This is a genomic window from Paenibacillus sp. XP01 (assembly GCF_057364885.1).
Genome location: NZ_CP139481.1, coordinates 444,234 through 457,568, shown reverse-complemented (window position 1 = coordinate 457,568; position 13,335 = coordinate 444,234). Strand labels below are relative to the sequence as shown.

Genomic DNA, 13,335 nt, shown 5'->3' with positions numbered 1-13,335 from the left:
TTTCCTCCCTTGCTCGATTGGCGCGCCGACGTTATTTCGCCAGCGGGCATTCAGATTAACGCGAGCTTCCGCCCGCTTTTTGCGCGTCCTGCGCATAAGTCCGATCTTTGAAAAAGAACATGGCCACCAGCGTCACGATATACGGAAGCATCATCGTGAAATGCGTTGGCAGGGAGAAGCCCTGCAAACGAATGCTCAAAGCTTCCATGAAGCCGAACAGCACGCTGGAGCCCAATACGCCAAGCGGGTTCGCCTGCCCGAGCATCGTCGCCACGAGCGCGATGAATCCGCGTCCAGCCGTCATGCCTTCGGTGAACATCGTCACCTGGCCCAGCGACAATTGCGCTCCCGCCAACGCGCACAGCACGCCGCACATCAGGACGGCGCCGTATTGAATGCCGCGCACCTTGATGCCGATGCTTTGCGCAGCAATCGGATTTTCACCGACCGAGCGCAAGCGGAATCCGGAGACGCTTTTGAACAGATAGAACTGGAGCGCAATGACAAGCACGATCCCCAAATACACGAGCGGACTGTGGCCAGAGAACACGTCTCCGACCCAGGGGATGTCTTTGATCAGCGGAATGTCCCATTTCGGAAGTCCCTGCATGTCCTTATCGTAATATGCGCCTTTTACGTCGAAAATCGCGCGGAGCGCAAAGGTCGTCAGCCCTGTCGCCAAAAAGTTGAGCGAAATGCCGACAACGATGGCATTCGCCTTGAGATTGATGCTGATGAATGCGAATAAGGCCGAAAACAACATAACGATCACGATGGAGAACATCACGGCCAGCAATACGTTGCCGAACAGGTAGTTTCCCACGATCGCAGAGAAAGCGCCGATCAGCACGAGTCCTTCCAGTCCGACGTTGAACAGTCCGACACGGGAACACAAGGCCCCGCCAAGCGCCGCAAGCAGAATGGGAGTCAGGATCCGCAGGGTCGAGCCAAACAAGGCTGCATCAAACAGTTGCTGCATTGGATTTCTTCTCCTTTCTCCGCTTCAGGAATGAATAACCGATCTGCGCCGACACGAACAGGGTCAGCACGGCTTGAATTACGCTGCCGACTTCCAGCGGCACATCCGTGTTGCGCTCCATGCCCATCGCTCCCGTCTGCAGAGCAGCGAGCAAGATGGCCGCTACGGCTGTTCCAAGCGGATGCGAGCGGGCCAGCAAGGTCGCCATGATGCCGCTCCAGGCATAACTGGCCGAAGACAGAGAGCCGTCCAGGAAGCGGTACTGCGTGCCAAGAACCTCTCCTGCACCCGCCAGTCCGGCGAGTCCGCCGCTGATAATCATGGACAGCATCATGATGCGAATGCGGCGAACCCCGCCATATGTCGCAAAGGACGGGTTGCTGCCGAGCATGCGGATCTCGTATCCGGTCACCGTTTTATACGTAAAGAAATAGATCAGAACCGCCGCCACGATGGCAATAATGAAGCCGGCATGCAAACTCATGCCCTGAAACAGCTTCGGCAGCCAGACGCTCTGGTCGATCATCGGCGTCTGCGCCATGGCGGCGGAGCCGGTGCGGTCCTTGAACGGGTACGATACCATATATCCCCCGAACCAGATCGCAATATAGTTGAGCAGCAGTGTGGTAATGAGCAGATTCATGCCGAACCGCGCATCCAGCCAGCCTGCCAGCAGGGACCATATCCCGCCTGCCAGAATGCCTGCGACGATCGCGGCAATACATACGAACCAGCCTGGTCCCGGAAGGTAGAGCGCCGTAAGCGCTGCGCTTAGTCCGCCCAGAATCATCTGCCCCTCGGCACCCATGTTGAAAAATCCGGCACGGAAAGCCAGCGCGACGCCCAACCCCGCCAGAATGATCGGCGTGGAGCGGGCCAGCGTGTTGGTGAAGAAATAGAAGTTCCCGAAGGCCCCTTTCCACATTTCCCCATAGGTTTCGATGACGTTCCCGCCAACGACGAGAATCGCGATTGCGCCGGCCAGCAAGCCGATCAATACGGCAAGCAGCGGCTGCACAAGCCCGCGAAGTGAGTCTTTTAACCGATTCATACCCGCTCTTTCCCTCCTGCCATTAACAAGCTGATCTGTTCTTCCGTCGCATCAGCCGCGTTCAGTTCGCCGGCGATCTCGCCTTCGTACATGATGACGATGCGGTCGGACAGCTGCAATATTTCAGTCAATTCCGAAGAGACAAGCAAAATGCCGGCTCCCTCATTGCGTTTGCGCAATAACTCGGCATGGATGGTTTCCATCGCGCCGATGTCGACGCCGCGGGTAGGCTCGGCGGCGATCAGAAACGGCGTGTCCTGAGCGAATTCGCGCGCCGCAATCAGCTTTTGCAAATTACCGCCGGACAAAAACTGTGCCTTGGTGTCAGCCGATCCCGTTTTGATGCCGAACTGCTTAATCCAACCTTCCACCATCGCCCGGGCTGCCTTGGCTTTGATCAGGCCGCGGGATTGCAGGCGGTAATGATGGCCCATCAATCCATTCTCGCGTACGCTGGCATCCTTCGCCGCTCCCCACATGTAGCGGTCTTCCGGAATATGCGCCAGACCCTGCTCGCGGATGCGCCGTACAGGCCAGTTCGTCGTATCCTGTCCGGACAGCAGCACGCGCCCGCTGTCCGCCTTGCGCAGCCCTGCAATCACCTGAATCAGCTCGGACTGTCCGTTGCCGGAAATGCCCGCCACACCGACGACTTCGCCCTTGCGAACCTCAAGCTGAATGTTTTTCAGTGGCGAGCGGTCCTTGGCACCGGACAAATTGACGCCTTCCACCCGAAGCACGGCTTCGGCCGGAACGGACGGCTGTTTGTCCATGCGTACAAGCTCGCGCCCTACCATGAGACGGGAAAGCTCCTCCACGTCGGTATCCTTCGCATCCAATGTGCCCGTGACCTGACCGTCGCGGAGCACCGTGATCCGGTCCGCCACATCCATCACTTCCTGCAGCTTGTGGGTGATCAGGACAAACGTTTTGCCCAATCTGGCGAGCGATTTCATGTTTGCCAGCAATTCCTTCACTTCAAGCGGCGTCAATACGGCAGAAGGCTCGTCCAGAATGATGATGTCCGCACCTTGATGCAGCACCTTCAGAATCTCCACGCGCTGCTGCATGCCAAGGGGACATTCGGCTACCTTTTTCCACGGATCGACCGGCATCCCGTACTTCTTGCCGAGCTCGTTCACCTGCGCAGCCGCCTGCTTGCGGTCAAACACCCCGGCCGATGAAGGCTCGCGCCCGATGACGATATTCTCGGCAACCGTAAAGGATGGAAACAGCATGAAATGCTGGTGTACCATGCCGATGCCGCAGGCCATAGCCTGCGAAGGGGTGGCAAAGCTCACCTCTTTCCCACGGACGCGGATCGTTCCCGATGTAGGCTGCTCCATACCGTAGAGCATACGCATCAACGTTGTTTTTCCGGCACCGTTCTCGCCTACAAGGGCATGGATCTCCCCTTCGCGCAGCGTAAAACGGATGTCCCGGTTGGCCGTGAATTCGCCGTATTTCTTCGTAATCTGTTCCATCTCCAACAGCATTTCCCTCATTCGCTCCCCTCGGTCTCGGACATGATAATAGCAGCAAAACCGGCTGCCTGATTGGGCAGCCGGCTGATCAACATGTCAATCACTCCATAATCGACACTTCAATCTTACTGTTGCAGTGGATCTTTGACGACGATTTTGCCGGATACGATATCATCCTTGATCGCTTTTACTTTGTCGATCACTTCTTGTCCCACGAAATCGCTCAGCGGGGATTCGCTGTCACGCGTAACGAAAGTCAGGCCAACGCCATCTTCCTTCAGGCCGTAGTTTACCGCGCCAGCCTTGAAGCTGCCCTCCACAAAATCCTTGACGGTTTGATAAGCAACGGTATCCGTAGATTTCAACTGGGACAAAACGATGTGTTCCGGATCTTCAACAGTACGGTCCGTATCCTGTCCGGAAGTGTAGAATCCTTTTTCCTTCGCTGCTTCGAACACGCCCAGATCGCCTACAGCCGATGCGCCGGCGATGAAGTCGGCACCTTTGCCGAATTGAACCAACGCCAATTCTTTAGCTTTGGCCGGGTCATTGAAGCCGCCGACATAGTTTACCAGGAACTCGGCATCCGGGTTAACGGATTCCAGACCTGCTTTGAAACCTTCTGTATATTTCTTGATCAGAGGCACGTCTACCGCTGCGATCATGCCGACTTTATCCGTTTTGGTGGACAATCCGGCTGCAGCGCCGAGCAGGTAAGCCCCTTCGTACTCGCGGAAACCGACGCTGCGCACGTTAGGCAGGTCTACCGTTGTGTCCACGATCGCGAATTGCTTGTCCGGATTTTCGGCAGCCACTTTTTTCAGGGCATCTTCCGCTTGGAACGTAGCGGTAATGATCAAGTCGTAATTCTCGGCAACAGCGGCACGCAAATTTTGTTCAAACGCAGCCGGGTCTGTCGATTCGATCGTTTTCGTATCTACCTTGAACTCTTCGCCCGCTTTTTTGAAACCTTCATCCATTTGTACGAAGAACGGGTTAACCCCGATTTTTTCGGGAAGCACCAGCGCCATGCGGAGCGATTTTCCGGAATCGCCACCTTGCGCGGATTGTTCGTCTTTAGAGGCCGAATTTCCGCAAGCAGCCAGCAAAATAGCGACCATAACGATGGATAAGACGAACGATAAACCTCTTTTCATTTTTAAACTTCCCCTTTTCCACATTCTTTTGTTATCATCCTATCGGATAATGTCGATCCTTGTCAATAAAACTTTAACCGTATACACTCTTTTAAATGGCTTAATGTTACATCCTTCATTGCGGCAACTTTGAACGACAATGATATCTTTGTTTTTTTCGTTGACATCCTCCGCTTCACCGTGCTAAATTCATTCCAATCTTTAAATTCGGATAGGATTTGTCAGAATTTTAATGCTTTTCATCCAAACTTTCAATACATATTTCCTTTAAGGAGGCATTTCCTTTGAAAAAAATGACTCGCGCCACACTCGCCGCACTGCTTGCGGCCCCGATTACGATCGGCAGCATTGGCCTGCCCCTCACTCCCGCATCCGCTGCAACGGCGTCCACGCCGGCGCAAGCTTCGGCCCCAGCATCATCAACATCGGCAACGCATGCCGAAAGCGCCGCTGATTACGCCCAATTCCTGCAAGCCAAGTATGGCGTGCGGCTGCCGGCACAGATCACGAAGGGCGACTTTATTCAAGCCGTTGCCGCCATCACCCAAACCGCTGAGGCTGATGCTGCCGCAGATCAGGCGGCTTCGTTTACCGACCTGAAGGCCGGCGACGACGTCTATGATGCCGCAGCTTCGCTGTTTAACGCAGGCATTCTCACTTCTACCGAAGTTCGGGCAGACGATACGCTCGGCACTTATGCCGCAGTATACCTTGCCGTCAAAGCAGCCGGCTTCAAGGAGCTCGCTTATACGTACCCTGAAGCAAAGGTGAAGAATGCGCTGGCCAAAGCGGGCATTTCCAAAAATCGCGTCCAAGGACAAGCCGCTCAGGAGCTGGCCGCTGCCATCGATACGGGGCTGTTGCCAGCAAGCCTGTACCCTGCGTTGCGCAAAGGCGGGGCAGCAAGCAAGGATTTCGCCAATGTATTGCTTGGACAGGTGCTGACCAGTCTGGGACAATACAAAAATGAAATCGGAAGAGCCGGCGACCCGGATATTTACTCCAAACTGTATGCCGCATACCGCACGGCTGATCTGATCGATGCGCCTGAGCTGAGGAAGATCGTCGATCAGGCATTGCGCGACAATCTCGTCACAGGTTACAACCTGAAGGACGAACGTTTTAATTCGAATTTCATCGGTGAGCTGACATTGACGTATGGTCATGACGACATCAAACATGCCGCACAGCTGATCGGCCTGCTGCGCAGCGAAGGCATCGATGCAGACATACAGTTCCAGCCGAAAACATCGGCATTCATTTATTTGAAGGAATGGGGCGAGCCGAAAGAAACCCCGGATTATAAAGTAACGCAAATCGAAAACGGCAATTATATCGCTTATGCCAAAGAATACGACATTCAATTCGAGTTCAACAATGCGGCAGACAAAGCCCGATTTAACGACATCGTTGCAAAATATGCCAAAAAGAACAGTGACGGCACGTCCCCGCTGATTCATGCTTCCTGGTGGCAGCCGCTGTATTACTCGCCAACCGCCATTGACGGTTACCCGGTTATTTCCAATACCAAAATCGCGCTTGGCCATTATTACGCGCAATCCTTCTCCCTAAAAGAGCAGGCGCAAACGATTCGCGATGGGTTCCGCAAGCTTGCCCCGGATGCCGATATTTCCGGATACGACTTCTGGGTGGATCAGCCGTTTTTCAATTACCTGAACGGCGAATCGGAATAATTACGAACCAAACCGCATTCATGAACCTGCAGCGACTAGTCGCGAAGGCTCACGAATGCGGTTTTTTGATCTTTCTCCAGAGGTTAACAATTTTTTTATCGAATCGTCCAAAATCATGAAGGAATTACCAATACGAGGTCGAATAACATAGATACATAAACACGCATTTACTTACACATATCTGCAAGAACAGGAGTTTTCCATGGTATACGATGGGATTTTGATCGGTGTGATCGTCGGGCTGTTTCGGGGCGGATTTCGCCATGGTCTTACCCAATTTTCAACGTTAAAGTTGAAAGGCGGCTGGATTTTCCCGTTATTGCTGCTTGGCCAGTTTCTGATTTTTTACGTACAGGAGAAGTGGACTTGGGTTGCTTCTATTAATGGTTACTTGTTTGGAGCCGTGTATGTCACCGGTCTCGTTTTCCTCTGGATGAATAGGAAGTATCCGGGGTTTACATTGATCTGGATCGGGGTATTTCTCAATTTTGCCGTCATGGCGGCGAATGGCGGACGGATGCCCGTTTCAGTGGAGGCTTCTGAGGTACTGGGTCCGTACTATGTGGATTTATTGCAGCAAGGGGGCGCGGTCTCCAAACATTTTGCGATGGATGCCTCTACCCGGCTATCTTTCCTTGGTGACATTATCCCCTTGTCCAGTCCCTATCCGCGCACCCAGGTCATCAGCATCGGCGATGTGGTCATGAACTTGGGCATCTTCCTGTTTATTCAGCACATGATGGTGGACAAGAACCGGAAGAAAGCCAAGGCTCCCGAAGCACGTCAGGCATAAACGGAATGGTTCTGCCATCCGATTCCAAGGAAGGGAGGTTCAATCCATGAAAAAATTTGAAAACATCAAATATTCTCGCCTTGTCATCAATGCAATCATCGTAGCTTCCGTTGTTGTGGCTTTAACTTCCGGATACAAGCTTGGCGGCTAATAACTCCAAACTTGCCAACTAACGAAAACAGGCTGCCCAAGCAGCCTGTTTTTTCGTTCTGGATTTTTGCCCAGCAACTTGTTATGGTATACATCGATATAGTATAAGCGGATACAACATCACGAGCAGACTAAATCAAGCGGGAGAATTGGCATGAACTTCATTCGTAACCTTATCCATAAAGCAGATCGCAGCAGCGTGTATACCATTTTGCTATGCTGCGCGGGTATCGGTGGTTTTCTGTATATGAACAGGTGGTCTTATTTTCATCTCTCCATGGATGATTGGGTTATGGTATATACCATGCTCGGGGCCGCGCTGATCCTCGACTACTTCACGTTCCAGATTCCGCCCAAAGGCAATCAGCAATCGATGGATTCTTCCGTATATCTTGCATGCATCTTCATGTTCGGCGGCGCCTTCAGCCTGTCGGTGCTGCTTCCCGTCTCTCTCATTCTTCTGATCAAGGATCGCAAGCTTGCCTGGTGGAAGCATATCATCAATTTCAGCATTTATGTCCTCATGATTGCCGGAGCCGCAGCCGTATTTGCTTGGACTGGCGGCAAACCCGGCCTGCTGGACGGATACAACCTGTTCCCTTATATTGCTGCGCTGGCGGCGTACTTCATTATTAATACGTTCACGCTTGGACTCTTCTTTCATTTCACAACCAAGGATGCCCTTCAGCAGATGAAACGCGCCTTCGTCACGGAGTCGCTGCTCGTCTACCTGTGTACACTCATTCTCGCGCTGGTTTTAACGATACTGGTTAGCCATAACGGCGTACTTGGATTACTGCTGTACCTCAGTCTTACCATTTTGCTGTCGCATGCGTTCAAACAACTGTTTCTCATGTATCAGGACATTGAGGAAAAGGCCAACAAGGACCAGCGCACAGGACTGTTCAACCACAGCTATTTCGAAAACATGCTCGAAAGCGAGCTGGCCAAGACCCGCATTCAAGGAACGTCGCTTTCTCTGGGATTAATCGACATCGACGATTTCAAGAAATACAACGACCGCTTCGGGCATCTGCAAGGAGACAGCCTGTTGTCTTTTTTTGGCAAATTTCTGATCCAAAAAACGAAAGGCACACCGTTTACCGCTTTCCGTTACGGCGGGGAAGAATTCACCTTGCTCATGCCGGGCCTGGAGGTGGACGAAGCGTTTACGTTCATGAATGCACTGCGCAAACAACTGAACGATACTCCTTTTGAAGGCGTGGAGGTTTTCCCGCATGGCTGCCTTTCCTTTTCCGCTGGCGTTGCGCAATATGAAACAGATATGTACAACAAGTCCCAACTCGTAGATCAGGCGGACAAGGCACTGTATTACGCCAAGAAACAAGGCAAAAACAATGTGCATCGCCATGGCAGCAACGACGGCATGGAGCAGGAAATCGACCTGGTACAGGACGTGCGGGATATCGAACAGCAGCTCAACTTGTTCCGGTACAAGGATATGGATACATTTAAACATTCGAAACGGGTATACAAATACGCAATCGATATCAGTGAACGCATGCAGCTGGACAATGCCGACAAACGGCGCTTCGTGCTGGGTGCATTAATTCACGACATCGGGAAACTGGAAATCCCCTGGTCTTTGCTCAACAAAAAAGATAAGCTCACCGCCGATGAATGGGAAACGATCAAAGGCCATGTCACCTGGGGCAAAAAAATGGTCATGACCAACGAGCGGTTTGCGGACCTGATCCCTTACATTGAGCTGCATCATGAGCGGTACGACGGGAAAGGTTATCCTTACGGCCTCAAGGGGGCCGAAATTCCGCGGTTATGCCGCATGCTGACGGTCATTGATTCATTCGATGCGATGACGACGGAGCGGCCTTACCAAAAAACGAAAAATATGCAGGAAGCCATCGATGAGCTTCGCAGGTGCTCAGGCACGCAATTCGACCCCGAACTGGTCGAACTGTTTATCGGGTACATCCAAACCAAACTCTCCTAACGCTCCTGACCCGTATAACCGGACTGTAGTTCAGCAGAACGTCAAAGCGCTATCCCCATACAATCCGGGGATAGCGCCATTTTTTTTCGAAATATTAAATTCCAAGAAAACACTGTTCATGCAGGCGGCCATAATTCGTATTCGAACCCATTCCCTGTTCTACGAACGCTATTATCGCTGAGCGTTCAGTTCATGCGAAGTCTGAACCAATTCCTTGATCATTTGCTGCAAAAACATGCTGTCCTGGCGGCTGATTCCATATTGATTATCCTGCAGAATCATTTGATGGATGTTTTTTTTGAGCAACTCGCTGCGACGTTCCAATACCTCTTGATTCATGTTGATGCATTCACTCCTTAACATGGTTTGTCATCATTTAACGCTCTATATAAGTATAAAGAACCTTGGCGGTTCGGGAAAACGGGGTCATCCATGCTTAGCCCTCCACATCGGGCTTAACAGTCCATCAGAGATACCCACCATGTCTGTTCGCAAAGATCCTCCCGGATGCTCCTGCATACAGCCCAATCGCCATATCCCCCCACCGGGCTATGGTCTTCGAGAACGGTTGCGTTATAATGAGGCCATGCCATCAATCTTGTCATGTTTGTTGACTTTGAATTCTATCTAAGGGGTTATGCTTGGTGTCCTACAAACAGATCAAATGGATGATATTGCTTATTCCAACCGTCACGGTCGGACTATGGGAGTATATTCGCCACCAGTTTCTGATGCCCTATCTCTCCATGGACGCCGGAAACTGGCTTACGCCGCTCATCGTGTATCTGGTCAGCGTAACGCTGCTCAGCCGCCTGTTCAATATGCTGGAGAGTGCCAGGGCTGCCCTGGAGCAGGAGCGATCCACCAAAGCTGCGCTGGAAGCCAGGGATCAGCTGGCCAGGGAATTGCATGACGGCATTGCCCAGTCGCTCTTCCTGCTCTCCGTCAAAACGGATAAAGCCGAGCGCAGCCTGGCCGGAAGCGAACACGAGCGAGATATCCGTGAAATTCGCAAAACGGTTCAAGAAGCGAATGATTATGTAAGGCAAGCCATCTCCCAGCTCCGATACGTGCCGGGACATTCGGCCATGCCGGGAAAGGCACCTCTTCTCGGCCAGGTCAAATCGATTGTCAACGATACCGTTCCCTCAGCTCGCGTTCATTGGCAGCTCGATGCCACCTTTTTGACGCCGAAAGAGCAGGTCGAACTTTTGGCTTGCATCCGCGAGGCACTGATGAACGTACGCAAGCATGCAGAGGCCACGGATGTCCGGATTGATGCAAAAGGCGATTCCACGTTCTGGACCATTCGGATCGAGGATAATGGCGTGGGGATCAACGGTGACCCGTTTGCCCTTAAGGAACGATACGGACTGAGAATCACGAAAGAACGTGCCGCGCAGATGGGCTGGTTCTTTTCGCTGGAATCCAAGCCGGGGCTTACCCGCATAACGATCGGAAAGGAGAATGACTGATATGGAGCATGTACGCGTATTGGTTGTGGATGATCATGCACATGCGCGCGAAGCGATCTGCAGCATTTTGTCCGAGGACCGCTTGTTCGAAGTGATCGCTACGGCCGCGAGCGGCCATGATGCGCTCGCATTGACGGAGCAATGGATGCCGGATCTGATTTTGATGGATGTGCAGATGCCCGATATGGACGGATTGGAAGCCACCCGGCTGATCAAGCTGCGTTTTCCTTACGTCATGATCGTGATGGTTACCGTCTCGGATGACGTGACCTACCTGTTCGAAGCGTTGAAACAAGGAGCTCAGGGATACTTGCTCAAAAACCTGTCGCCCTCCACATGGCTCGAGTACCTGCGTGCCATCGTTTCCGACGATGCGCCGCTGACCAAGGAGCTGGCCTATCGCATTTTGCAGGAATTTCCTGCGCCGCGCAGTCAGGACGTGCCCGATAACCCGTTGACCTCGCGCGAGCTGGAGATATTGCAGTGGGTATCTGCCGGTTATACGAACCGGGAAATCGCAGAACAGCTCGGCATTTCCGACCAAACGGTGAAAAACCACCTTAAAAACATTTTGCAAAAGCTTCAGTTGGACAACAGGGTCCAATTAACCCGCTATGCCCTGGAGAGCGGGTTGGCCGGGCGCAACCTGCGTAAGTAAACGCAAGCTCTTACCGTAGAGACATCCATGCATTTGTCACATTTCCGGAAAGCAATCCGTTTTTTTATAGCCCGATGTAGTCATATAACTATAAATTGGACAAAGTTATAATGGAATAGATTGTGATCCGTATCACAGGAAAACCATTCCAACTTACCTGAAGGTGATTTTTTGATTCTTTTTCACGGATTTAAACCGGCATGGGCCAAGAGACACTGGTCCTTTGCCATCTCCTTGTTGCTCTTTTGCTGCCTTGCCATGCCGCAATGGGCATCCGCTCACGCCTATATCGTTAAGGCCAGCCCGGGCGAGAACGAGACGGTTGCCTCCGCACCGGCTCTACTCACGCTGGAATTCAACGAATCGCTGCAGACGGCCTTCTATGACGTCGTGATTACCGGACCGGACGGCAACCGGGCGGACGATGGCAGCGTGCGCATCGATGAAGCCAAACCGCATGTGCTGGAAACCGGGCTTCGTAGCGGACTTGGGAACGGAACGTATGCGGTAAGCTGGAAAGCCGTATCTGCCGACGGGCACCCCATTCAAGGCGTTTATGTATTTCATATCGGTGCACCGTCAGGAGCGCCACCGGGGCTTGAGAACCTGACCTCAGGTTCCGGAGCGGAGCAAGGCGGCGGCCCGCTCAAATGGCTGGTATCGTTGACCGACTGGATTCAATACTTGGGACTGTCCACGATCCTTGGCACGCTGGCCTTCCTGCTCTTTCGGATCGTACCGAAGTCCATCGCCGGCGAAGCGTTGGACGTTCCGCGCAGCCACAGGTTGTTATGGATAAGCTATGCCGCCGCGTCCGCTGCGGCGATCATCAGCCTGCCGCTAAACACGATCTATGAATCGGGCGTGGCCATCGGCGAATTCAGCTGGTCGCTCATCGGCAGCGCGCTAAAACTGACCTCCTTCGGACAGCTCTGGCTCGTCCAAATGCTGCTCCTGATGCTGCTCGCTGTGACCATCCTGTCCGGATATGATCGCGATCGTTCAGTGAAGGCGCGGCACTGGAATTCCTATGGCTCGCTAGTCCTTGTCCTGGGCTGGCTGTTCACCCATGCCATGACCGGGCACCCGGCGGCTGCGGAGGAGAAGGTACTGGCGATTGCCATGGACTACATCCACCTGGTCGGAGCCTCATTTTGGATCGGCGCCCTGGCGGTTATGGCTGTATGTTTGCCGCCGCTAACGGACAGACTCCCCGCGTCCTTGAGAGGAGAAGCTTACTGGGCGTCCATTCGCCGCTTCTCGGCCTGGGGAATCGGTGCCGTGGCCGCTCTGGTTGCTACGGGGATCTATAGCAGCCTGGTCATTTTGCCCGAGCCGATCCTGACATCGCTGTTCACGACCGCTTATGGCTATGTCTTGTTGGCCAAAGTGCTGCTGCTCATGGCCATGCTGGCACTCGCATGGCGCCACGCTGCGCTTGCCCGCACCGGAACGGGGGGCCGGCTTTCGGGAAGCCTCAAGGCTGAACTGGCCGCAGGCGCTGTCGTGCTCGCTCTTGCCGCCGTCCTGACACATCTGTCGCCAGGACAACCGGCCGCATCGGGGCCGTTTCAGGAAACGCAAACGATCCAGGACGGATCGGAGATCACGCTCCAGATCAGTCCCAACGTTACGGGTGAAAATACCTTTACTGTGGATATCAAACGGGCAGACGGAACAACCGTCAACGATCTGGAACAGGTTACGCTTTCCCTGACTCATTTGGATATGGATATGGGCATCTATGAGATTACCATTCCCAAAAACGACGCCGGCATCTATAAAGCCGAGGATTATCTCTCCATGCCCGGCCATTGGCACGTCAAAGTACACGCACTGACAAGGTCCCTGGATTCACTGGATGCCGAATTCGAATTCGAGACAAACAATCCCTGAATAGGCGATGATCCTTTTCCAAACCT

The 13,335-nt window shown here is 53.0% G+C and carries 11 protein-coding genes; 6 read left to right on the top strand and 5 right to left on the bottom strand.

Annotation, left to right across the window (positions count from 1 at the left end):
* Positions 1–55: 55 nt before the first annotated feature.
* The 4 genes from SNR34_RS02185 to SNR34_RS02170 form a co-directional block, all read right to left on the bottom strand.
* Positions 56–979, bottom strand: coding sequence for an ABC transporter permease (locus SNR34_RS02185; protein ID WP_339275746.1), 924 nt, complete (start codon positions 977–979; stop codon positions 56–58).
* On the bottom strand, positions 963–2,030 hold the full coding sequence (locus SNR34_RS02180; protein WP_236417680.1) for an ABC transporter permease: 1,068 nt from the start codon (positions 2,028–2,030) through the stop codon (positions 963–965). The genes SNR34_RS02185 and SNR34_RS02180 overlap by 17 nt, the downstream gene beginning before the upstream one ends.
* A complete protein-coding gene (locus tag SNR34_RS02175; RefSeq protein ID WP_339278306.1) occupies positions 2,027–3,526 on the bottom strand; it encodes an ABC transporter ATP-binding protein in 1,500 nt (499 codons plus the stop codon). The genes SNR34_RS02180 and SNR34_RS02175 overlap by 4 nt, the downstream gene beginning before the upstream one ends.
* A 113-nt stretch (positions 3,527–3,639) precedes the next feature.
* The gene (locus SNR34_RS02170; RefSeq protein WP_236417683.1) at positions 3,640–4,671 is read right to left on the bottom strand and encodes a BMP family lipoprotein; all 1,032 of its coding nucleotides are present in this window, start codon (positions 4,669–4,671) and stop codon (positions 3,640–3,642) included.
* Between the two features lie 293 nt (positions 4,672–4,964).
* On the opposite strand from SNR34_RS02170, the gene SNR34_RS02165 reads away from it, so the two are divergent.
* From SNR34_RS02165 to SNR34_RS02155, 3 genes are all read left to right on the top strand, one after another.
* Complete coding sequence (locus SNR34_RS02165; RefSeq protein ID WP_486182384.1) at positions 4,965–6,365, top strand: hypothetical protein; 1,401 nt, start codon at positions 4,965–4,967, stop codon at positions 6,363–6,365.
* Between the two features lie 202 nt (positions 6,366–6,567).
* A complete protein-coding gene (locus SNR34_RS02160) occupies positions 6,568–7,158 on the top strand; it encodes a DUF5317 domain-containing protein (protein WP_486181030.1) in 591 nt (196 codons plus the stop codon).
* A 304-nt stretch (positions 7,159–7,462) separates the two neighbouring features.
* Positions 7,463–9,280 (top strand): diguanylate cyclase, encoded by a 1,818-nt coding sequence (locus SNR34_RS02155; protein WP_339275743.1) that lies wholly within the window; start codon positions 7,463–7,465, stop codon positions 9,278–9,280.
* 171 nt (positions 9,281–9,451) lie between these two features.
* Here the strand turns inward: SNR34_RS02155 and SNR34_RS02150 are convergent, their stop codons facing one another.
* A complete protein-coding gene (locus SNR34_RS02150) occupies positions 9,452–9,619 on the bottom strand; it encodes a hypothetical protein (protein WP_236417693.1) in 168 nt (55 codons plus the stop codon).
* A gap of 305 nt (positions 9,620–9,924) precedes the next feature.
* On the opposite strand from SNR34_RS02150, the gene SNR34_RS02145 reads away from it, so the two are divergent.
* From SNR34_RS02145 to SNR34_RS02135, 3 genes are all read left to right on the top strand, one after another.
* Positions 9,925–10,755: a sensor histidine kinase gene (locus SNR34_RS02145; protein WP_486181029.1), complete on the top strand. Its 831-nt coding sequence runs from the start codon at positions 9,925–9,927 to the stop codon at positions 10,753–10,755.
* A 1-nt stretch (position 10,756) separates the two neighbouring features.
* Entirely contained in the window at positions 10,757–11,413 is a 657-nt protein-coding gene (locus tag SNR34_RS02140) for a response regulator (protein ID WP_236417698.1), read from the top strand.
* Positions 11,414–11,584: 171 nt separating this feature from the next.
* Positions 11,585–13,309: a copper resistance CopC/CopD family protein gene (locus SNR34_RS02135; protein WP_486181028.1), complete on the top strand. Its 1,725-nt coding sequence runs from the start codon at positions 11,585–11,587 to the stop codon at positions 13,307–13,309.
* Positions 13,310–13,335: the final 26 nt, after the last annotated feature.

What these genes read in the sequence shown, in the direction of transcription:
- SNR34_RS02165 (WP_486182384.1), top strand. Translation starts at nt 4,965, where the DNA reads ATGACTCGCGCCACACTCGCCGCACTGCTTGCGGCCCCGATTACGATC.
- SNR34_RS02155 (WP_339275743.1), top strand. Translation starts at nt 7,463, where the DNA reads ATGAACTTCATTCGTAACCTTATCCATAAAGCAGATCGCAGCAGCGTG.
- SNR34_RS02175 (WP_339278306.1), bottom strand. Translation starts at nt 3,526, where the DNA reads ATGCTGTTGGAGATGGAACAGATTACGAAGAAATACGGCGAATTCACG.
- SNR34_RS02160 (WP_486181030.1), top strand. Translation starts at nt 6,568, where the DNA reads ATGGTATACGATGGGATTTTGATCGGTGTGATCGTCGGGCTGTTTCGG.
- SNR34_RS02140 (WP_236417698.1), top strand. Translation starts at nt 10,757, where the DNA reads ATGGAGCATGTACGCGTATTGGTTGTGGATGATCATGCACATGCGCGC.
- SNR34_RS02185 (WP_339275746.1), bottom strand. Translation starts at nt 979, where the DNA reads ATGCAGCAACTGTTTGATGCAGCCTTGTTTGGCTCGACCCTGCGGATC.
- SNR34_RS02180 (WP_236417680.1), bottom strand. Translation starts at nt 2,030, where the DNA reads ATGAATCGGTTAAAAGACTCACTTCGCGGGCTTGTGCAGCCGCTGCTT.
- SNR34_RS02150 (WP_236417693.1), bottom strand. Translation starts at nt 9,619, where the DNA reads ATGAATCAAGAGGTATTGGAACGTCGCAGCGAGTTGCTCAAAAAAAAC.
- SNR34_RS02170 (WP_236417683.1), bottom strand. Translation starts at nt 4,671, where the DNA reads ATGAAAAGAGGTTTATCGTTCGTCTTATCCATCGTTATGGTCGCTATT.